A 17873-nucleotide genomic window follows, 5' to 3' on the forward strand; every position below is an offset into this window, starting at 1 on the left:
CGCGCCGGCCGCGGCGCGTAGATTCGCAGGGGATCATCGGATACGGGGGGACGGCATGGCGCAGGCGCCGCTGCGGGTGGGGTTGCTGGGGTACGGGATCGCCGGGCGGGTGTTCCACGCCCCGCTGGTCGCCGCCACGCCGGGCCTACGGCTGGACGCGGTCGTCACCCGCGACCCGGAGCGCCGCGCGCAGCTCGCGGCCGAGCACCCCGAAGCCCGGGTGCTCGACGACGCCGACCAGCTCTGGCAGGCCGCCGACGCCCTCGACCTGGTCGTGGTGGCCACCCCGAACCGGCAGCACGTCCCGATGGCGCGGGCCGCCCTGGCGGCCGGGCTGCCGGTGGTGGTGGACAAGCCGCTCGCGCCGACCGCCGCCGAGGGCCGCGCGCTGGTCGCCGAGGCGGCCGCCGCCGGGGTCCCCCTCACGGTGTTCCAGAACCGCCGCTGGGACGGCGACTTCCTGACCGTGCGCCGGCTCGTCGAGGCGGGCGAGCTGGGCCGCGTGGCCCGCTTCGAGTCCCGGTTCGAGCGGTGGCGACCCGCGATCAAGCCGGGCTGGCGGGAGAGCGCGGCGCCCGGCGAGGCCGGCGGCGCCCTGTTCGACCTCGGCGCCCACCTGGTCGACCAGGCGGTGCAGCTGTTCGGCCCGGTGCGGCAGGTCTACGCCGAGGTGGACCGGCGCCGGCCGGGCGCCGAGGTGGACGACGACGCGTTCGTGGCGCTGACCCACGTCGGCGGGGTCCGCTCCCACCTGTGGATGAGCGCCGTGACCGCCCAGCTCGGCCCGCGTTTCCGGGTGCTCGGCGACCGCGCCGCCTACACGACCTACGGGCTGGACCCGCAGGAGGCCGCGCTGCGCGACGGCGGCCGGCCCGGCACCCCCGGCTGGGGCGAGGTCGAACCCGACCGGTACGGCCGGCTCGGCGCCGACGGTGACCTGCGGGCGGTGCCCACCGAGGCGGGCCGGTACCAGGACTTCTACGCGCACCTGGCGGCGGCGCTGCGCGACGGCGCGCCGCTGCCGGTGGACCCGGCGGACTCGGTCGGGGTGGTCGAGCTGATCGAACTGGCGCACCAGGCGGCCATGCGGGGCGTGACCCTGCCGGTGCTCTGAGGCCCGCTCAGGCGACCGCCGCCGGGGTGTCCCGGCCGTCCGGGGCCGGCTCGGCGTACGCGGCGGCCACGGTGGCCCGGTCGAACACCCGCCAGGTCGTGCCGATCACCGCCACGGCCACCACGAGCCCCACCCAGTAGGGCGCGGTGATCCCGAACCGGTCCGCGAGCACCCCGCCGAGCAACGCCCCGACGCAGTTGCCGCCCGCCGCGATGAACAGGGTGGTGCTGCCCACCCGCCCCATCAGCGCGGGCGGGGTGAGCCGCTGGCGCAGCGAGTTCGCGACGATGTTCCACAACGCGCTGTGCACCCCGAAGGCGAACAGCGCCACCCCGACCACCACGGCGTCGCGCGAGGCGGCCAGGGCCAGGTGCAGGCCGGCCTCGATCAGCAGGCCCACCCGCACCGTCCAGGTGGCGGTGATGGCGGCGATCAGCCGGTCGCCGACCGCCGACCCCAGCAGCCCGCCCACGGCCATGCAGGTGAACAGCGCCCCGTAGCCGACCGAGCCGAGGCCGAGCCGGTCGGTGGCGAGCAGCACCAGCACCGCGAGGGCGGCGGTCAGCGTGACGTTCAGCAGCCCGATCAGCAGGGCCATGGTCCGCAGCAGCCGCTGGGACAGCAGCCAGCGGAACCCCTCGGCGACCTCCGCCCGGACCGAGCGCCGCCCGCCCGCACCCGGCGCGCCCCGGTACGACCCGGCGAGCAGCCCGACGAGGACGGCGCTGAGCGCGTACGTGCCGGCATTCACGGCGAACGGGATGGCCGCGGCCACCACGAAGAGGAAGCCGCCCAGCGGGCCGGCGACCATGTTCTGCATGATCTGGGTGCCGCCGCCCAGCCAGCCGTTGGCCCGTTCCAGGCGGGACCGGGGCACCACCGCCGGCACGACCGCCTGGGCCGCGGTGCGGAACACCACCTCACCGGTGTTGACCACGAACAGCACCACGTAGAGCAGCGGCACACCGGCCCGGCCGGTGACCAGCGCGGCGGCCAGCACGGCCAGGGCGGCGACCCGCACCCAGTCGATGACCACCATGAGCCGGCGCCGGTCCACCCGGTCCACCAGCACCCCGCCGGGCAGCGCGAACAGCAGCCAGGGCAGCCAGGCCACGGCGGCGCCGGCCGACACGGTCAGCGGATCGTCGGTCTGCGAGGCCACGTAGAGCGGCGCGGCCACCGTGGCCATCCCACTGCCCAGCGCCGACATGGTGCTGGCCGTCCAGAGCCGGGCGAAGCGCCCGTCGAGCCGATCCGTCCCCGTCACGGCGAGGCAACCTACCAGCCCCGGAGCGTCACCCGAACCGGGTTTCCCGCCGTCGCGGCCGCGATGAAAGGATCAAGCATGCCCGTCACGAACCCCTGGCTCGCCGGCCCCGCGCCCACCGCCCGCCTCGACCGCGACCGCCTGGAGGAACGCATCCTCCACCTGCTCTCCACGCAGAACATGTGCGTGCTGGCCACCGCCGGCCCGGACGGGCCCCTCGCCACCCCCGTGCGCTACTTCCACCTGGACTTCACCCTGATGTTCACGGCGGTCGCCGACTCGCCGAAGATGCGCAACCTCGCCGCCGACCCGCGCGTCTCGATCGGCGTCTTCGCGCCCCTGGTCGGGCAGGCCAGCAGCCGCGGCGCCCAGGTCTTCGGCCGGGCCCGGGTGCTGCACCCCGGCGACCCCGGCTTCGACCGGCACTGGCCGGCGTACCGGTGGCAGTCCGACCACGTGGAGCGGTCCCGGTCCCTGGACGAGCCACCGGCCGGGCCGCTAGTGGTGGTGCCGGCCGAGCGGATCGTCTACACCGAACACTGGCTGCGCCGGGAGGGGTACGCGCCGCGCCAGTTCTGGCGGGCCGCCGGCCCCCGCTGAGCCGCCCGTGGCGGATCTCCTGTTTCCCGTACGCCTCGCCACCGGATGGATCACAGTGGTGGCGTGGTGGAGGAGGTGGCATGACGGGACTGCGGACCGACCTGTACGAGCTGCGGATGGCGGCCAGCTACCTGCGCCGCGGCATGACGGAGCAGGCCACGTTCAGCCTCTTCGTCCGCCGGCTGCCGCACCGGCGCGGGTTCCTGGTCGCCGCCGGGCTGGCCGAGGCGCTGGCGTTCCTGGAGGACTTCGCCTTCGACGACACCGAGCTGGGCCACCTGCGCGACGTCCTCGGGTTCGACGAGCCGGCCCTGACGGCCCTGGCCGGGCTGCGGTTCACCGGCGACGTGTGGGCCGTGCCGGAGGGTCGCGTGGTCTTCGCCGACGAGCCGCTGCTGGAGGTCACCGCGCCGATCGCCGAGGCACAGCTCGTGGAGACGGGCGTGCTGAACCTGATCACGTTCCACACGACGGTGGCCACCAAGGCGGCCCGCTGCCGGCTCGCCGCCGGCGGCGCACAGCTGGTCGACTTCGCGTTCCGGCGTACCCACGGGATCGAGGCCGGCGCGGGCGTGGCACGGGCGTCGGCCATCGCCGGCTTCGCCGCGACCAGCGACGTCGAGGCCGCCATGCGGTACGGGATCGCCCCGTCCGGGACCATGGCCCACTCGTACGTGGAGGCGTTCCCGGACGAGCGGGCGGCGTTCCGGGCGTTCGCGGCCGACTTCCCCACGAATCCGATCTTCCTGGTGGACACCTACGACACGCCCGCCGGAGTCCGGGCCGCCGTCGACGTCGTCACCGAACTCGGGTTGACCGGCCCGCTCGGCGTACGGCTCGACTCCGGCGACCTCGGGGCGCTGGCCCGGGAGGCCCGGGCGATCCTCGACGAGGCCGGGCTGCGGCAGGCCACGATCATCGCCAGCGGCAGCCTCGACGAGGACGTCATCGCGGGGCTCGTGGCGCAGGGCGCACCGATCGACGGGTACGGCGTGGGCACCAAGATGGGCGTCTCGTACGACGCGCCGTCGCTGGACAGCGCCTACAAGCTGGTCGCCTACGGTGACCGGCCGGTGCTGAAGCTGTCCCCGGGCAAAGCCACCCTGCCCGCCGCCAAGCAGGTCTTCCGTGCTCCGACCGGCGCGGCGGGAGACGTGGTGGGGCTGCGGGACGAGCCACCACCGGACGGCCGGGAGCCGCTGCTGGTGCAGGTCATGCGCGGTGGCCGCCGGCTCGACACCGCCGACCCCGCCGAGGCGGTCCGCGCCGCCCGTGGCCGCTTCGACGCCGATCTCGACTGGCTGCCGGAGCCGGCCCGCCGGCTGACCGACCCGGCGCCGCCAACCGTGACGGTCAGCCCGGCGCTGGCGGCGCTGCACGAGCGGGTGGCCGCGCGACTCGGGCGCCACTAGCCGGAACGACCCGGCCGGCCCGATGACGGCGACGGCCGGCGCATACTGCCCGGCATGCGCGTGCCGTTTCCCGAGCCCGGCCCGTCGTCGGACGTGCCGGCGCTGTTCCTCACCTACCTCGACTACTACCGGGACACCGTCGCCGATCGCGTCGCCGGGCTGACCGACGCGCAGGTCCGCACCGCCCTGGTGCCGTCCGGCTGGACGCCCGCCGAGCTGCTGAAGCACCTGGCCTTCATGGAGCGGCGCTGGCTGGTCTGGGGCTTCCTCGGCGAGCCGGTGCCGGACCCGTGGGGCGACCGGGCCGACGACCGCTGGCACGTGGCTCCCGGCGAGACCGTCGCCGGCCTGGTGGCCACGCTGCACGAGGGCGGACGGCGGACCCGGGAGATCGTCGAGGCCACCCCGCTGGACTCCCCCGCCGCCCTGGGCGGCCGGTTCACCGACCCGGCACGGCGTCCCACCCTCGCGGCGATCCTCTTCCACGTCCTTCAGGAGTACTCCCGGCACGCCGGCCATCTCGACATCGCCCGCGAGCTGGCCGACGGCCGGACCGGGGAATGATCGCCCGGCGCGGATGCATCCCCGTGCTGCCGTCCGGGCCCGCACACCCGCTAGGGCATCCTAGGAGGCTAGCCGTCTGGCCGAGGCTGGACAGGCAGCCGGATGGTTGCGTATGGTCGTGACAGGCAGCCGGATGGTTGCCTTTTGCGGGAAGGAAGCCGGGTGGACGACGTGTTCCGGGCGCTCGCCGACACCAGTCGGCGGCGGCTGCTCGACCGCCTCAACCTCCGCAACGGCCAGAGCCTGCGTGAGCTGAGCGCCGGCCTCGACATGACCCGGCAGTCGGTGAGCAAGCACCTGGCCGTGCTGGAGGCCGCCGGCCTCGTCACCACCACCCGACAGGGGCGGGAGAAGCTGCACCACCTCAACGCCGCCCCGATCAACGCCGTCGCGGACCGGTGGATCGGCCGGTACGACCGGGCGCGGGCACAGGCCCTCGCCGACCTGCGGACAGCATTGGAGGGGCAGCCCGTGACGAGCCCGACGTTCGTCTACACCACCTACATCCGCACCACCCCGGAGCGGCTCTGGACGGCGCTCACGGCGCCGGAGTTCACCCGCCGCTACTGGGGCGGTGTCACCCTGGTCTCCGACTGGCGGCCCGGCTCGCCCCTGCTCTGGCAGGACACACCGGACGCCGAGCCGAAGGATCTCGGGCAGCGGGTGCTGGAGGCCGAGCCCTACCGGCGGCTCGCGTACACCTGGCACGGCTTCCAGCCCGAGCACGCGGCGCACTTCGGCTGGTCCGACGAGGAGTTCGCCGCCCGGCTCGGCGAGCGCCGCTCGAAGGTGACCTTCGACCTCGCGCCGCACGGCGAGACCGTCCGGCTGACCGTCACCCACGACGACTTCTCGCCGGACAGCGAGATGCACCGGGCCATCAGCGGGCAGCTGACCGGCAGCGGCGGCTGGCCGGAGCTGCTGGCCAGCCTCAAGAGCCTGCTGGAGACCGGCGCGCCGCTGCCGGAGCCGGTGGCGGCCGACTGAGCCGGGGCTGCCCTCCCCCGTGGCGGCAGCCCCGGCCCGCCGGCTCAGCGGCGGGCGGTGCGCCGCAGCAGCGGCACGAGCACGGCGGCGGCCACCAGGTGCAGGGCGACCAGGGTGAGGGTCGCCGCCGTGCCCGCTCCCCCGCCCAGCGGGCCGAGCAGCGACACCAGCAGCACCAGCCCGGCCACGCCGGTCCACGCGGCGCGCGCCCGGGCCGTGAACCGCTCCAGCAGGGCCAGCAGCGCCCACGCCGCCAGGCCGGCGAGCAGGGTGCTGGCCCCGACCGCGACCGCGGTGACGGACTGTTCGGTCCCGCCGGTGCGTACGACCGGGTCGACTCCGGCCACGGGGACGGCGGCGACCCACCCGGTCAGGGTGGCCGCGGTGGTGGCGAGCACCGCCAGGGCGCGGTCGCGGCGGCGCGCCGGACGGGCGGCGGGGACGGCGGGGGCAATGGTGGTGTCCATCGGTGCGTACCTCCAGGAGCGGAATCGGTCACCAGGGACGCTAGGCCCGCGCCGGGGGCGAGCGGATCGCGCCGCGGACCGGTTCACGGCTCCGTCCCGGGGACCAGATCCGGCCCGGATCTCCGTCTGGCGACCGATGAGCCCGAGCCGGTACGCGGCCTAGCATCCGGGGCGTGAACTCCCGGCCTCACCCCCGTAACCTGCTGCTGCTCGACGGCGGCTTCGCCGCCGTGATGCTCACCATCGCCCTGGCCGTGCTGCTCGCCCCGGGCACGCCCCCGGCCTCGGCCGGCGGGACCGCCGCCGCGGCCGGCCTCGCCGCCGTGCAGGCCAGCTGTCTGCTGTGGATCCGCCGGCGACCGGGGTACGCGCTCGCGGTGGCCGCCCTGGCCGGTGTCGGGCTGGAGGTGCTCTGCCCCCCGCTCGGCTGGCTGGGCCTGGTCAACGTGCCGCTGGCCTACGTCGCCCGGCTCCGCCCGCCCCGGTTCTCGCTGGTCGCGCTGGGGCTGCTGCTCCTCCCCACGCCGTGGGAGCTGGTCACCGGCGGCTGGCGGGACCTGCTGTTCGCGTGGACCGCGCTGGGTCTCGGCTGGGCCCTCGGCGAGCTGCAACGGGGGCACTTCCAGCGCCGCCACGACCGGCAGCGCCAGGTGCTGGCCCGGGAGCGGGAGCGGATCTCCCGTGAGCTGCACGACGTGGTGGCGCACCACGTGGCGGTCATCGCCGTGCAGGCCGCCGCCGCCGAGGACGTCTTCGACGCGTACCCGGAGCGGGCCCGGGCCGCGCTCGGCGCGATCCACACGGCGGCCCGGTCGGCGCTCACCGAGCTGCGGTCGATGCTGCACGCGCTGGCCGCCGACGACGGCACGGATCCGGACGGGCCGCAGCCCGGCCTCGCGCAGCTCGACGCCCTCGCCGACGCCGTCCGGGCGGTGGGCCTGGAGGTCACATTGGACCGGGACGCCGGCGCCGAGGCCCTGCCCGGCGGGGTGCAGCTGTCGGCGTACCGGATCGTCCAGGAGTCGCTGACCAACGCGCTGCGGCACAGCCACGCCAGCCGGGCCGACGTCAGCGTCCGCTACGGTGACGGCGTGCTGAGCCTGGCGGTGGTCGACGACGGCACGGGCCCGCCGCGCCGCATCGGTGCGGGCGCGGGCCGGGGCATCGTGGGGATGCGCGAGCGGGCCCGGCTGCTGGGCGGCACGCTGGAGGCCGGTCCCCTGCCCTCCGGCGGGTTCCGCGTCGCCGCCCGCCTTCCCGTGGCGGCAGAGCGAGCCCCACGAACCGAGGTGGCACAGTGAGCGGGAGCGTCCGGGTGGTGATCGCGGACGACCAGGAGCTCATCCGCGCGGGGCTCGCGATGGTGATCGACGCGCGGCCCGACCTGACCGTGGTGGGCGAGGCCGCCGACGGGGTCGAGGCCGTGGCCGTGGCGAACCGGACCCGCCCCGACGTGGTGCTCATGGACGTGCGGATGCCCCGGCAGGACGGCATCGCCGCCACCCGCGAGCTGGTGTCCGGCGGCAACCCGGCGCGGGTGGTCATGCTCACGACCTTCGACCTCGACGAGCACGTGTACGCGGCGCTGCGCGCGGGTGCCAGCGCCTTCCTGCTCAAGGACACCCGCCCGGCCGACCTGGCCGAGGCGGTGCGGGTGGTGGCGCGGGGCGAGGCGCTGCTGGCGCCGACGGTGACCCGCCGGCTGCTGGACCGGTTCGCCGACCGGCTGCCCGGCGCGTCCGGCGATCGGGGGCGGCTCGCCGCACTCACCGCCCGCGAGGTGGAGGTGCTGACGCTCGCGGCGCGGGCACTGTCCAATGCGGAGATAGCCGAGCGGCTGTACCTGAGCACCGCCACCGTGAAGACGCACGTGTCCGCCATCCTCACGAAGCTCGGCCTGCGGGACCGGATCCAGGCGGTGGTCTTCGCCTACGACGTGGGCCTGGTCCGGCCCGAGCCGCCGCCCCGCTGACGTTCGCCCGGGTCCGGTCGACCACCCCAGCGCGGGCCGAACCGGACAGACGCGCCGGCACCGTCGGGACGGGACGTTCCACGCACGGCCGGACGAGCCGCCGTGCCCGGTGCCCGGGCTGGGCGGGCATGTCCGTCGCACCCGGGAGCGACCGGGAACACGTGACGACGGCGAAGATTTCTCAATTACGCCGAGTGACCGCCGCAACCCTCCTAGTGTTGGCCACACCGGTGCTAGTCACGGAGTTGGCCACCCGAACGACGTCCCACGCAGACAGCGGACGAAAAGTGAGGGAAGACGCGGATGAAGGCAAAGACAGTTCTCGGATCGGCGGCGGTCGGCGTGGGCCTCGGCACACTGCTGCTCCCGGCCGCCGCCCTCGCGGACACCACCGTCTCACCGGCCACCACCCCGGTCGGCGGGACCGTCGTGCTCACCACGACGTCGTGCAACCCGAAGGCGGGTGACGCGCTCTTCCGCGTCACCGGCCCGAACCGGGATCAGAACGTCAGATCCACGACCGCCGCGGCGGGCGGCGGCCTGAGCGCCGAGCTCTTCACCGCCGGGTTCACCCTCGGCACGTACACGGTCACCACCACCTGCGGCGACGGCAGCAACGGCGGCACGGCCAGCTTCACCGTGACCCCGATCGGCGGCGCGCAGGCCGGCGCCGGCGGCCGGGACGGCGACACCGGCGTGCTGGTCGCGGGCGGCGCCCTGGCCGCCGCGGCGGTCGCCGGCGGGACGTACGTGCTGGTGCGCCGCCGCCGGCGCGGGACCGCCGTCGCCTGACGGCCCCGCCACACCATCCCTGAGCGGGTGCCCGCGCCGGTCGGACCGGCGCGGGCACCGCGTCCACGACGGACGGAGGTGGGACCCTGTCGTCGCAGCGCCACCGGGCGGGCGGTCCGTCGAGAACCCGCACCGCCGTCATCGTCGCCGCGGTCACCCTGGCGGGCGCCACCGGCGCCGGACTGGTCGCCGCCGGCCTCGGCACCACCTCGACCCCGCCGCCCCAGCCGGGCGCCTCGGCGGCGCCGACCGTCGAACCCTCCGGCGCCACCGGCCCGGTGCTCCCCCGCGCCGAGCCGGTCCGCGTCACCATCCCGCGGATCGGCGTCGACGCCGACATCGTCCCGGTCGCCACCGACGAGAACGGCGCGCTGGAGGTGCCACCGCTGGACCACCCGGAGATCGCCGGCTGGTACCGCCGTGGCCCGACGCCGGGCGAGGCCGGCAACGCCGTGCTGGTCGGGCACGTCGACTCGCTGCGCGGCCCGGCGGTCTTCTTCGACCTCGGCCGGCTGCGCCCCGGCGACACCGTCGAGGTGACCCGGGCCGACGGGCGGGTCGCGGTGTTCACCGTGGACGGTGTCGGGGCGTACCCGAAGGAACATTTCCCCACCGAGCGGGTGTACGGGGGCGGCGCCGAGGCCCGGCTCCGGCTCATCACCTGCGGTGGACGGTTCAACCCGCGCACCGGGAGCTATCCGGACAACATCGTGGTCTTCGCCACCGCGTCCCGCTGACGCGGGCCGGACAGTCCCACGCCGCCGGCAGGCCGTACGGTAGGCCGTCAGTTCCTCGGCGGGCGGAGGTGCGCGGTGGGCCGGTCGGCGGCACGGACCCGGTGGGGCGGGCGCCTGCTGCCCGGCCTCCTGACCCGCCTGCTCGGACGCGCCGACGGGGCGGCCGGCCCGGCGCCCCGGCGGGCGAATCCGGACGCCGTGGTGGACTGCGCGGTCTACGTGGCCGGGCGGCGGGAGCCGGGCCGGCCGCACTACGCCGACGCGTACGACCGGGCCCGCCGGACCCGGCGCGCGTTCGTCTGGCTCGGGCTGCACGAGCCCGGCGCGGCCGTGATGGCCGCGGTCGGGCGGACCTTCGGGCTGGACGAACTGGCCGTGGCGCAGGCCCTCGCCGACGGGCACCGCCCCACGGTGCAGCGGCACGGCGACGTGACGCTGCTGGTGCTGCGCACGGCCGGCTACGTGGAGCACACCGAGCTGACCGCCACCTCCGAGGTGATCGACACCGGCGACGTCATGGTGTTCCTCGGCGACCGGTTCGCGCTCACCGTCCGGCACGGCGCGACCGGCGCGCTGACCCCGGTGCGGGAGGACGTGCAGCGCCGGCCGGGCGTGCTGGCCGAGGGGCCGTGGGCGGTGGCGTACGCGGTCTGCGCCCGGATGGTCGACCTCTACCTGGAGGTCGCGGGGCACCTGGAACGGGACCTGGAACGGGTCGAGGAGAGCGTCTTCGCCCGCGACCGGGACGCCGACATCCAGCACATCTACCAGCTCAAGCGGGAGGTGGTGGAGTTCAAGCGGGCGGTGCTGCCGTTGCAGGCGCCGCTGCGGGTGCTGCTGGAGCAGCGGGGCGGGGGCCCGCCGCCGGGGCTGCACCGCTGGTTCGCCGACGTGGAGAGCCGGCTCACCCGGGCGGTGGACCGCATCGGCTCGTACGACGACCTGCTCAACTCGATCCTCCAGTCCCGGCTGGCGCAGCTCGCCGTCGAGCAGAACAACGACATGCGCAAGATCGCGGCGTGGGCGGCGATCGCCGCGACGCAGACCGCCGTGGCCGGCGTCTACGGGATGAACTTCACGCACATGCCGGAGCTGGGCTGGCGCTACGGCTACGCGGGGGCGCTGCTGCTCATGGCGGCGGCCGCGGTCACCCTGCACCGGCTGTTCCGCCGCTCCGGCTGGCTCTGAGGAGTCACGCGCCCTCCAGGTCGGACAGCTCGGCGTCGAGCAGCCCGGCCAGCCGGGCCACCCGGCCCGGGTCGGACTCGGCCGTGATGCCCCGGCTGGGCATCTCCACGGTCATGAGCAGGTAGAGGTGCAGCCGGTAGAGCCCGAGCCGGCGGCGCGCCCCGGCGTCCAGCGGGAACGGCGCGGCCGCCCGGTAGGCCCGCACGAGGGGGTCGTCCGGCTCGTCCTCGGCGCGCCGGAACAACAGCGGCGACACCAGGTCCAGCAGGGGGTCGCCCCAGAGGTGGCGCTCGCCGTCGACCAGCCCGGTGAGCCGGGGCGTCCCGTCGGGGTCGTCGAGCGCGAGGACGTTGCCGGCCCAGCCGTCGAAGTGCAGCAGCGCCGGGCGGCGGACCGCGTCGAGGACGCCGGCGTGCCGGTCGACCAGCTCGCGGATCCGGGCCGCCGGCACGGGCAGCGGCACCGACCAGTCGGCCGCGTCGGCGAGCAGGTCGTCCAGCATGGCCGTGTACGCCCCGCGCCAGGTGGGCGCGCTCGCCCGGCCGCCGTCGTAGCCGTAACGGCCGCCGGTGACGCCGTGCAGCGCGGCCAGCGCCCGGCCGAGCTCGGCCCGGAGCGGGCCTACCTCGGCGCCGGCCTGGCTCAGGTCCCACAGGGTGCGCCCGGGCAGCAGGCCGGTGAGCAGCCAGTCGCCGAGCACCGTGTCGCGCCCGTGGTGCAGCAGCGGCGGCACGGGCACCGCGGGCGCCCGCGCGGCGACCAGCCGCAGGTAGCGCGCCTCCGCGCCGATCATGTCCCGCTCGTAGCGCAGCAGCGGCACGTGCGGCGGCGGGCCCACCTTCAGCGCCACGGCCCGCCCGTCGTCGAGGGTCGCCCACCAGACGGCGGCGAACCCGCCGCCGGTCAGCGGCCCGCAGTCGGTCACGCCCGCCGTGGGGCCGAGCGACGCCGCCACGTAGCGCCGGACCTGATCCGGGTCGAGGAGGCGTTGGGTCGGGCTCATCTCCCGCACCACGCTAGCGGGCCGGCCGGGCCGGCGCTGTCCCGGAATCCGCCGGGCGGGGTTCCGTAGGCTGGCGCGCATGATGTGGCGGCGGTACGTGGCGATCGGCGACAGCACCACCGAGGGTCTGGACGACCCGGACGAGGCGGGCGGCTACCGGGGCTGGGCCGACCGGTTCGCCCTCGCGGTGGCCCGGGCCCAGGGCGGCCTGGAGTACGCGAACCTGGCCATCCGCGGCCGCACCACCGCGCGGATCCGGAGCGAGCAGCTGCCGGTGGCGCTGGAGCTGGCGCCCGACCTGGCGACCGTGGTGGCCGGCATGAACGACGTGCTCCGGCCGTCGTTCGACGCCGATCGGGTGGTCGAGGACGTGCGCGCCATGCAGAGCGCGCTGGTCGGCCAGGGCGCGACCGTGCTCACCTTCACCCTGCCCGACCCGGCGCCGGTGATGCCGCTGGCCCGCCCGCTGCGCGGGCGGGTGCTGGCGCTCAACGAGGCGGTCCGGGCGGCCACCGCGGAGACCGGGGCGACCCTGCTCGACCTGGGCGCGCACGCGGTGTCCTCGGACCCCCGGCTGTGGAGCGACGACCGGCTGCACGCCAACACCGCCGGCCACGAGCGGATCGCCGCGGCGCTCGCGCACACCGCCGGCCTGCCCGGGTACGACGACTCGTGGTCGCACCCGCTGCCGGTGGCTCCCCGCCGGCGCCGGCGGGAGGCGGTCCGCGCCGAGCTGGCGTGGACCCGGCGGCACCTGCTGCCCTGGCTGGGCCGGCACCTGCGCGGGCGCTCCTCCGGCGACGACCGGGTGGCGAAGCGGCCGGTGCCGCTGCCCGTGGAGCTGCCGGCGTCCTGAGCAGCCCGACCAGGCGGAGCTGCGGTCCGGAACCGCCGCCCCGGCGACCCGGCCGGAGGGTTGCCAGGCGGCGGACAGGTGACGAGGATCACTCGGAGGATCGGTCCCCGGCCTCGATGGACGGAGACCCGGCGACAAAGGAGTCCCCGATGCCTGATCTCCACCGGCGCACCCTGCTGCGCGGCGCCGCCACCGCGGCCGGCGGCGCCGTCCTCGGCGGCCCGTTCCTCGGGTTCGTGGCGCGCGGCGAGGCCGGCGCGGCCGGCCGGCGCCCGGCACCCCAGCCGACACTGGGGCCGGTGCCCGATCTGCGCGACGGCGCGGTCCGCCTGCACCTGCCCCCCGGCTTCCAGTACCGCTCCTTCCACGACACCGAGTTCCCGGTCACCCTCGACGACGGCACGCGGCTGCCCGGCCGGCACGACGGCATGGGCGCCTTCCGCGGGCCGGACGGCACCGTCCGGCTGGTCCGCAACCACGAGGTGAACAACCCGGGCCCCGCCTTCGGCGACGCCGCCGCGGCGTACGACCCGATGGCGCAGGGCGGCACCACCACGGTCGAGGTCACCCGCCACGGCGAGGTCCGGCGCTCGTGGACCAGTTTGAACGGCACCATGATGAACTGCTCCGGCGGCCGGATGCCCTGGGGCAGCTGGATCACCTGCGAGGAGACGGTCAACGGGCCGGACGTCGGCCCGGACTTCACGGGCGCCTCCAACGTGCCCCTCACCAAGCCGCACGGCTTCATCTACGAGGTGCCGGCGGGCGGGCGGTCGGACCGGGCGCCGGTCACCGCCGCCGGACGGTTCGCGCACGAGTCGGTGGCCTACGACCCGCGCGGCGGGCACCTCTACCTGACCGAGGACAACTTCGGCTACCCGTCCGGCTTCTACCGGTACACGCCACCGGTGGACCCCATGAAGCGCGGCCGGCTGACCGACGGGGGCCGGCTGCAGATGCTCGCGGTGCGCGGCCGCCGCAATCTGAACCTGGCCGCGGCGCAGCGGCGGCACGCGACGTACCCGGTGCAGTGGGTGGACATCGACGACCCGGCGCCGCGGTTCCCGTACACCCCCGGGCAGGTCGCGCCGACGACGAACGACCAGGCGCTGACGTACGTGTCGCGGCAGGGCTGGGACCGGGGCGCCGCCTACTTCTCCCGGCTGGAGGGGTCGGCGTACGACGACGGCGTCGTCTACTTCACCGCCACCCAGGGCGGTGGCCCCGCGGAGACGTCGACCGGCCCGGTGGCCGACGGGTACGGCAACGGGCACGGCCAGGTGTGGGCGTACGACTGCCGGGCGCAGGTGCTGCGGCTGGTGTACGAGTCGCCCGGGCCGGATGTGCTGGACTTCCCGGACAACGTGACCACCAGCCCGCGCGGCACGCTGGTGGTCTGCGAGGACAACGTGGACGACAACTACGTCCGCGGGCTCACCCCGCGCGGCGAGTTGTTCGACATCGCGTTGAACCGGCTGGTCAGCAGCACCGGAGCGGACCGCTCCAACGACGAGTTCGCCGGTTCCACCTTCAGCCCGGACGGGCACACCCTGTTCGTCAACATCCAGGCGAGCCGCGGCATGACGTTCGCGATCTGGGGTGACTGGTCCCGGATCGGGGTCTGAGGCACCGGCCGGCGGCGGGTGGGGACCCACCCGCCGCCGGCACCTGCGCGGGCGCTCCTCGGGCGACGACCGGGTGGCGAAGCGGCCGGTGCCGCTGCCCGGGGAGCTGCGGGCGTCCGGAGCGCCGGATCAGCCGGCCACCGGCACCGGGGACGGGCGCCCCGCGCCGCGCACGGCCGGGCCGATGCCGGCCGCCGCGGCCGCGTAGAGGGCGGCGAAGGCCAGCCAGCCCGGTCCGCCCCCGTCGACGATCAGCCAGGTCAGCAGCACCGGGCCGAGCATCCGGGCCAGCGGCACCCCGACGCCGAAGAAACCCTGGTAGAGGCCGTGCCGGTCGGCCGGCGCCAGGTCGAAGCTGAGCTGCCAGGCACCGGCGCCGTGCGCCATCTCGGCGTACACCTGGGCGCCGGCGCCCAGCAGCAGGAGCGCGGCCGCCGGCCAGGCCCCGGCGGCGGTGGCCGACAACGCGAACAGCGCGCAGGCCACGACCATGGCCGCGCCGGCCCGGCGCAGCGCGCGCACCGCGCCGGCCGGGTCGGTCACCCGCCGGGCCACCCGCACCTGGGCGAGCATCACCGCGACCGTGTTGACGACCAGGAGCGCCGCGGCCACCCAGGCGGGCGCCGCGGTACGCCGGGCCACCCAGAGCGGCAGGACCAGGCTGAGCAGCGGCAGGTACAGCATGAGGACCGCGTTCAGGGCGGTGAGCAGCGCGTAGCGCCGGTCCCGGAGCACCGCGAGACGACCGCCGCCCGCCGCGGGCCGCACCGCCGGGCCGCTTCCTGCGGGAAGGCGCCGCAGCAGCACGGCCGTGGTCAGGAAGGCCGCCGCGTCGAGCAGGAGCACCGACCGGTACGCCCCGGCGGTGTGCGCCCAGAGCGCCAGTCCGCCGAGCGCCGCGCCCAGGCCGAGGCCGGCGTTCGCCACCGACTGCAGGCGTGCCCGCACCCCGGTCCGGCGGTCCGGCTCGACCAGCCGCGCCAGGAGCGCCTGCCGCACCGCCGCCAGCGCGGTCTGGCAGCCGGCGTAGAGGCAGGCCACCAGCACGAACCAGGCCGCCCCGCGAACGAGCAGGAAGGCGGCGACGGCCAGCGCCGTGGCGGCGGCCAGCCCGACGGCGACCCGGCGCGCGTCCCGCCGGTCGGCGGCGTGCCCGGCCGGCACGCCGGCCAGCAGGCCCACCGCCCAGCCGGCGGACAGGCCGAGCCCGACCTGGCCGGGTGACAGGCCCACCACCTGCGTGAAGTAGAGCGCCGAGGTGACGAGGAAGGCGCCGTCCCCGACCGAGTTGGCGAGCTGCGCGAGGGCGAGCGTGCGCGCCGGGCCGGGCGCGGGCAGCAGGCGGCCGGACACGTCAGCGCTCGATCGGCCGGCGCGTCCGCGCCCGCTTCAGCTCGAAGAACCCGTCGGTGCCGGAGACCAGCAGCACCCCGTCCCAGAGCCGGCCGGCGGCCTCGCCGCGCGGGATCGGCGCCACCACCGGCCCGAAGAACGCGTTCACCCGCCCGTCGGGGCCGGTGACGTGGATGGTCGGCGTGCCGAGGTCCTCGCCCACCGGGGCCAGCCCGGCCTGGTGGCTGGCCAGCAGGGCCGCGTCGTGCTCGGTCGTGTCGGCGGCATCGGCCAGGTCGACGGGCAGGCCGACCTCGGTCAGCGCCGCCACGTACAGCTCCCGGCCGATCGGGGCGCCCTCGTGGTGGATCCGCTCGCCGAGTGCCGTGTAGAGGTCGCGCAGCACCTCGGGGCCGCACTTCTGCGCGGCGGCCACGCAGACCCGGACCGGGCCAAGACCCGGCTTCAGCCACTCCTGATACCACTCCTCCAGGTCCGCGCGCCCCTCGTTGAGCAGCGACAGGCTCAGCACGTGGAACCGGACGCGGACCTCGCGGACCCGCTCCACCTCCAGCAGCCAGCGGGAGGCGTTCCACGCCCACGGGCAGCGCGGGTCGAACCACATGTCGGCGGTGGTCATCGTCGTCTCGGTCCCTTCGCGAGTGCCGCTTGCCGAGTCGACGGTATGCCGTGAAGTGGCCCATCAGCAGAGCCAATCCATGCCCTGATCGTTGGGCCAATAGCCGAGACGCCGGTCGGTGTCGTCGTCGATGCGGTCCTCGCACCACCGCCCGCAACCGCCGGTGGGGTCGCTCGCGCCGGGTTTGAGCTGCGACGCGGCGGGAAGACACGCGCGCCGCGCGGGCCGGCCGGCCCGACGTCGCCGGGCGCACCCGTCCGGGCCGCGGCGGACCGCGAGGAGGACCGATGGCCCAGGCGGCCACCAGACCGAGCAGCGCCAGGAAGGCCACCGGGGCCCGCAAGGCCCCGATGCCGAACAAGGCGGCGGCGAAGAAGGTCGCGACCGCCACCAAGCGGGCGACCGGGGCCACCGCCGCCAAGACTCCCGGCGAGAAGCCGACCCCGACCACCGCGCGGGTGGCGCGGAAGAAGGCCACCTCGGCCACCACCGCCACACCCACCCGCAGGCCCACCGCCAAGGCGGTCGCCGCGAAGAAGGCCACCACGGCGAAGAAGGCCCCCGCCACCAAGGCCGCCGTCAAGAAGGCGCCCGCCAGGAAGGCCGTGGCGAAGAAGGCCCCCGCCAAGAAGGCCGTGGCCAAGAAGGCGCCCGGCACCAGGAGCACGGTGAAGAAGGCCCCGGCCACGCGGACCACGGCGAAGAAGGCGCCGGCCGCCAAGGGCACGGCCCACGCGGCCACCGTCAAGAAGGCCGCCGACCGCGCCGCCGAGGCGCGGCGGGTCGCCGCTACGCGTACGCCGGCGAGGAAGGCCACCACCATGGAGTCGTTCGGTAACCGGCGGACGGCCCGGACGAGCGGCCGGTGAGCCGTCGGCGAGAATGACCGGGTGGCGAAACGCGGTGCCCGCCCGAGCGCGGCCGACCCGACCAGCGGGGCCTGTCCGTGCGGCTCCGGCCTGCCGTACGCGGACTGCTGCGGCCCGATCCACCGGGGCGTCTCGGCGGCGGCGACCGCCGAGGCGCTGATGCGCTCCCGCTACAGCGCCTTCGCGCTCGGCGACGCCGCGCACCTGCTGCACAGCTGGCACTCCACCACCCGGCCGCCGCGCCTGCGGCTGGACCCGGGCACCAAGTGGACCCGGCTGGAGGTGCTCGGCACCGACCGGGGCGGGCTGTTCGACAGCGCGGGCACGGTCCGGTTCCGCGCCCACTACCGGGAGGCCGGCCGGCCCGGCACGGTGGCCGAGCACAGCCGGTTCGTCCGGGAGGACGGCCGCTGGGTCTACCTGGACGCGCTTCCCGACTGACCGGCCG

Annotated in this window: 19 protein-coding genes; 14 read left to right on the plus strand and 5 right to left on the minus strand. The window is 76.0% G+C overall.

Annotation, left to right across the window (positions count from 1 at the left end; genetic code table 11):
* The first annotated feature begins 55 nt into the window (after window positions 1–55).
* Window positions 56–1114: a Gfo/Idh/MocA family protein gene (locus GCE86_RS11740; RefSeq protein WP_154226980.1), complete on the plus strand. Its 1059-nt coding sequence runs from the start codon at window positions 56–58 to the stop codon at window positions 1112–1114.
* 7 nt (window positions 1115–1121) lie between these two features.
* Here GCE86_RS11740 and GCE86_RS11745 read toward each other — a convergent pair whose 3' ends face one another.
* On the minus strand, window positions 1122–2381 hold the full coding sequence (locus tag GCE86_RS11745; RefSeq protein ID WP_154226981.1) for an MFS transporter: 1260 nt from the start codon (window positions 2379–2381) through the stop codon (window positions 1122–1124).
* Window positions 2382–2459: 78 nt separating this feature from the next.
* Between GCE86_RS11745 and GCE86_RS11750 the strand changes: the two genes are divergently transcribed.
* From GCE86_RS11750 to GCE86_RS11765, 4 genes are all read left to right on the plus strand, one after another.
* The gene (locus GCE86_RS11750) at window positions 2460–2981 is read left to right on the plus strand and encodes a pyridoxamine 5'-phosphate oxidase family protein (RefSeq protein WP_154226982.1); all 522 of its coding nucleotides are present in this window, start codon (window positions 2460–2462) and stop codon (window positions 2979–2981) included.
* A gap of 80 nt (window positions 2982–3061) precedes the next feature.
* The gene (locus GCE86_RS11755) at window positions 3062–4393 is read left to right on the plus strand and encodes a nicotinate phosphoribosyltransferase (RefSeq protein WP_154226983.1); all 1332 of its coding nucleotides are present in this window, start codon (window positions 3062–3064) and stop codon (window positions 4391–4393) included.
* 54 nt (window positions 4394–4447) lie between these two features.
* Window positions 4448–4957, plus strand: a complete 510-nt coding sequence (locus GCE86_RS11760; RefSeq protein WP_154226984.1) for a DinB family protein — start codon at window positions 4448–4450, stop codon at window positions 4955–4957.
* Window positions 4958–5119: 162 nt separating this feature from the next.
* Window positions 5120–5944: an ArsR/SmtB family transcription factor gene (locus GCE86_RS11765; RefSeq protein ID WP_154226985.1), complete on the plus strand. Its 825-nt coding sequence runs from the start codon at window positions 5120–5122 to the stop codon at window positions 5942–5944.
* Window positions 5945–5988: 44 nt separating this feature from the next.
* Here GCE86_RS11765 and GCE86_RS11770 read toward each other — a convergent pair whose 3' ends face one another.
* Window positions 5989–6411, minus strand: coding sequence for a DUF6069 family protein (locus GCE86_RS11770; RefSeq protein WP_154226986.1), 423 nt, complete (start codon window positions 6409–6411; stop codon window positions 5989–5991).
* A 173-nt stretch (window positions 6412–6584) separates the two neighbouring features.
* Here GCE86_RS11770 and GCE86_RS11775 point away from each other — a divergent pair, with 173 nt between their 5' ends.
* From GCE86_RS11775 to GCE86_RS11795, 5 genes are all read left to right on the plus strand, one after another.
* Entirely contained in the window at window positions 6585–7712 is a 1128-nt protein-coding gene (locus GCE86_RS11775) for a sensor histidine kinase (protein ID WP_244317270.1), read from the plus strand.
* 59 nt (window positions 7713–7771) lie between these two features.
* A complete protein-coding gene (locus GCE86_RS11780; protein ID WP_154230457.1) occupies window positions 7772–8383 on the plus strand; it encodes a response regulator in 612 nt (203 codons plus the stop codon).
* 303 nt (window positions 8384–8686) lie between these two features.
* Window positions 8687–9175: a hypothetical protein gene (locus tag GCE86_RS11785; protein WP_154226987.1), complete on the plus strand. Its 489-nt coding sequence runs from the start codon at window positions 8687–8689 to the stop codon at window positions 9173–9175.
* An 86-nt stretch (window positions 9176–9261) separates the two neighbouring features.
* Window positions 9262–9912, plus strand: a complete 651-nt coding sequence (locus GCE86_RS11790) for a class F sortase (protein ID WP_154226988.1) — start codon at window positions 9262–9264, stop codon at window positions 9910–9912.
* 75 nt (window positions 9913–9987) lie between these two features.
* Window positions 9988–11100, plus strand: coding sequence for a magnesium and cobalt transport protein CorA (locus GCE86_RS11795; RefSeq protein WP_154226989.1), 1113 nt, complete (start codon window positions 9988–9990; stop codon window positions 11098–11100).
* A gap of 4 nt (window positions 11101–11104) precedes the next feature.
* Here the strand turns inward: GCE86_RS11795 and GCE86_RS11800 are convergent, their stop codons facing one another.
* Window positions 11105–12103, minus strand: a complete 999-nt coding sequence (locus GCE86_RS11800) for a phosphotransferase family protein (RefSeq protein ID WP_154226990.1) — start codon at window positions 12101–12103, stop codon at window positions 11105–11107.
* 79 nt (window positions 12104–12182) lie between these two features.
* Between GCE86_RS11800 and GCE86_RS11805 the strand changes: the two genes are divergently transcribed.
* Both GCE86_RS11805 and GCE86_RS11810 read left to right on the plus strand, forming a co-directional pair.
* Window positions 12183–12959 carry an SGNH/GDSL hydrolase family protein gene (locus tag GCE86_RS11805; RefSeq protein ID WP_154226991.1) on the plus strand — a complete coding sequence of 259 codons (777 nt, stop codon included), beginning with the start codon at window positions 12183–12185 and terminating at the stop codon, window positions 12957–12959.
* Window positions 12960–13108: 149 nt separating this feature from the next.
* Window positions 13109–14584: a PhoX family protein gene (locus GCE86_RS11810; protein WP_154226992.1), complete on the plus strand. Its 1476-nt coding sequence runs from the start codon at window positions 13109–13111 to the stop codon at window positions 14582–14584.
* A 129-nt stretch (window positions 14585–14713) separates the two neighbouring features.
* On the opposite strand, the gene GCE86_RS11815 is transcribed toward GCE86_RS11810, so the two are convergent.
* Together GCE86_RS11815 and GCE86_RS11820 are read right to left on the minus strand one after the other, a co-directional pair.
* Window positions 14714–15937 carry an MFS transporter gene (locus GCE86_RS11815; protein ID WP_154226993.1) on the minus strand — a complete coding sequence of 408 codons (1224 nt, stop codon included), beginning with the start codon at window positions 15935–15937 and terminating at the stop codon, window positions 14714–14716.
* A gap of 1 nt (window position 15938) precedes the next feature.
* Window positions 15939–16556, minus strand: coding sequence for a mycothiol-dependent nitroreductase Rv2466c family protein (locus GCE86_RS11820; protein WP_154226994.1), 618 nt, complete (start codon window positions 16554–16556; stop codon window positions 15939–15941).
* 287 nt (window positions 16557–16843) lie between these two features.
* Here GCE86_RS11820 and GCE86_RS31840 point away from each other — a divergent pair, with 287 nt between their 5' ends.
* Both GCE86_RS31840 and GCE86_RS11830 read left to right on the plus strand, forming a co-directional pair.
* Complete coding sequence (locus GCE86_RS31840) at window positions 16844–17425, plus strand: histone H1 (protein ID WP_154226995.1); 582 nt, start codon at window positions 16844–16846, stop codon at window positions 17423–17425.
* A gap of 21 nt (window positions 17426–17446) precedes the next feature.
* Entirely contained in the window at window positions 17447–17866 is a 420-nt protein-coding gene (locus tag GCE86_RS11830; protein WP_154226996.1) for a YchJ family protein, read from the plus strand.
* Window positions 17867–17873 lie beyond the last annotated feature (7 nt).

The organism is Micromonospora terminaliae (assembly GCF_009671205.1).
Classification (GTDB): Bacteria; Actinomycetota; Actinomycetes; order Mycobacteriales; family Micromonosporaceae; genus Micromonospora; species Micromonospora terminaliae.

Bases quoted from the DNA above. Each gene is read 5' to 3' on its own strand.
- GCE86_RS11785 (WP_154226987.1), top strand. From the start codon at position 8,687: ATGAAGGCAAAGACAGTTCTCGGATCGGCGGCGGTCGGCGTGGGCCTC.
- GCE86_RS11755 (WP_154226983.1), top strand. From the start codon at position 3,062: ATGACGGGACTGCGGACCGACCTGTACGAGCTGCGGATGGCGGCCAGC.
- GCE86_RS11740 (WP_154226980.1), top strand. From the start codon at position 56: ATGGCGCAGGCGCCGCTGCGGGTGGGGTTGCTGGGGTACGGGATCGCC.
- GCE86_RS11770 (WP_154226986.1), bottom strand. From the start codon at position 6,411: ATGGACACCACCATTGCCCCCGCCGTCCCCGCCGCCCGTCCGGCGCGC.
- GCE86_RS11805 (WP_154226991.1), top strand. From the start codon at position 12,183: ATGATGTGGCGGCGGTACGTGGCGATCGGCGACAGCACCACCGAGGGT.
- GCE86_RS11810 (WP_154226992.1), top strand. From the start codon at position 13,109: ATGCCTGATCTCCACCGGCGCACCCTGCTGCGCGGCGCCGCCACCGCG.
- GCE86_RS11780 (WP_154230457.1), top strand. From the start codon at position 7,772: ATGGTGATCGACGCGCGGCCCGACCTGACCGTGGTGGGCGAGGCCGCC.
- GCE86_RS11800 (WP_154226990.1), bottom strand. From the start codon at position 12,103: ATGAGCCCGACCCAACGCCTCCTCGACCCGGATCAGGTCCGGCGCTAC.
- GCE86_RS11750 (WP_154226982.1), top strand. From the start codon at position 2,460: ATGCCCGTCACGAACCCCTGGCTCGCCGGCCCCGCGCCCACCGCCCGC.
- GCE86_RS11760 (WP_154226984.1), top strand. From the start codon at position 4,448: ATGCGCGTGCCGTTTCCCGAGCCCGGCCCGTCGTCGGACGTGCCGGCG.
- GCE86_RS31840 (WP_154226995.1), top strand. From the start codon at position 16,844: ATGGCCCAGGCGGCCACCAGACCGAGCAGCGCCAGGAAGGCCACCGGG.
- GCE86_RS11820 (WP_154226994.1), bottom strand. From the start codon at position 16,556: ATGACCACCGCCGACATGTGGTTCGACCCGCGCTGCCCGTGGGCGTGG.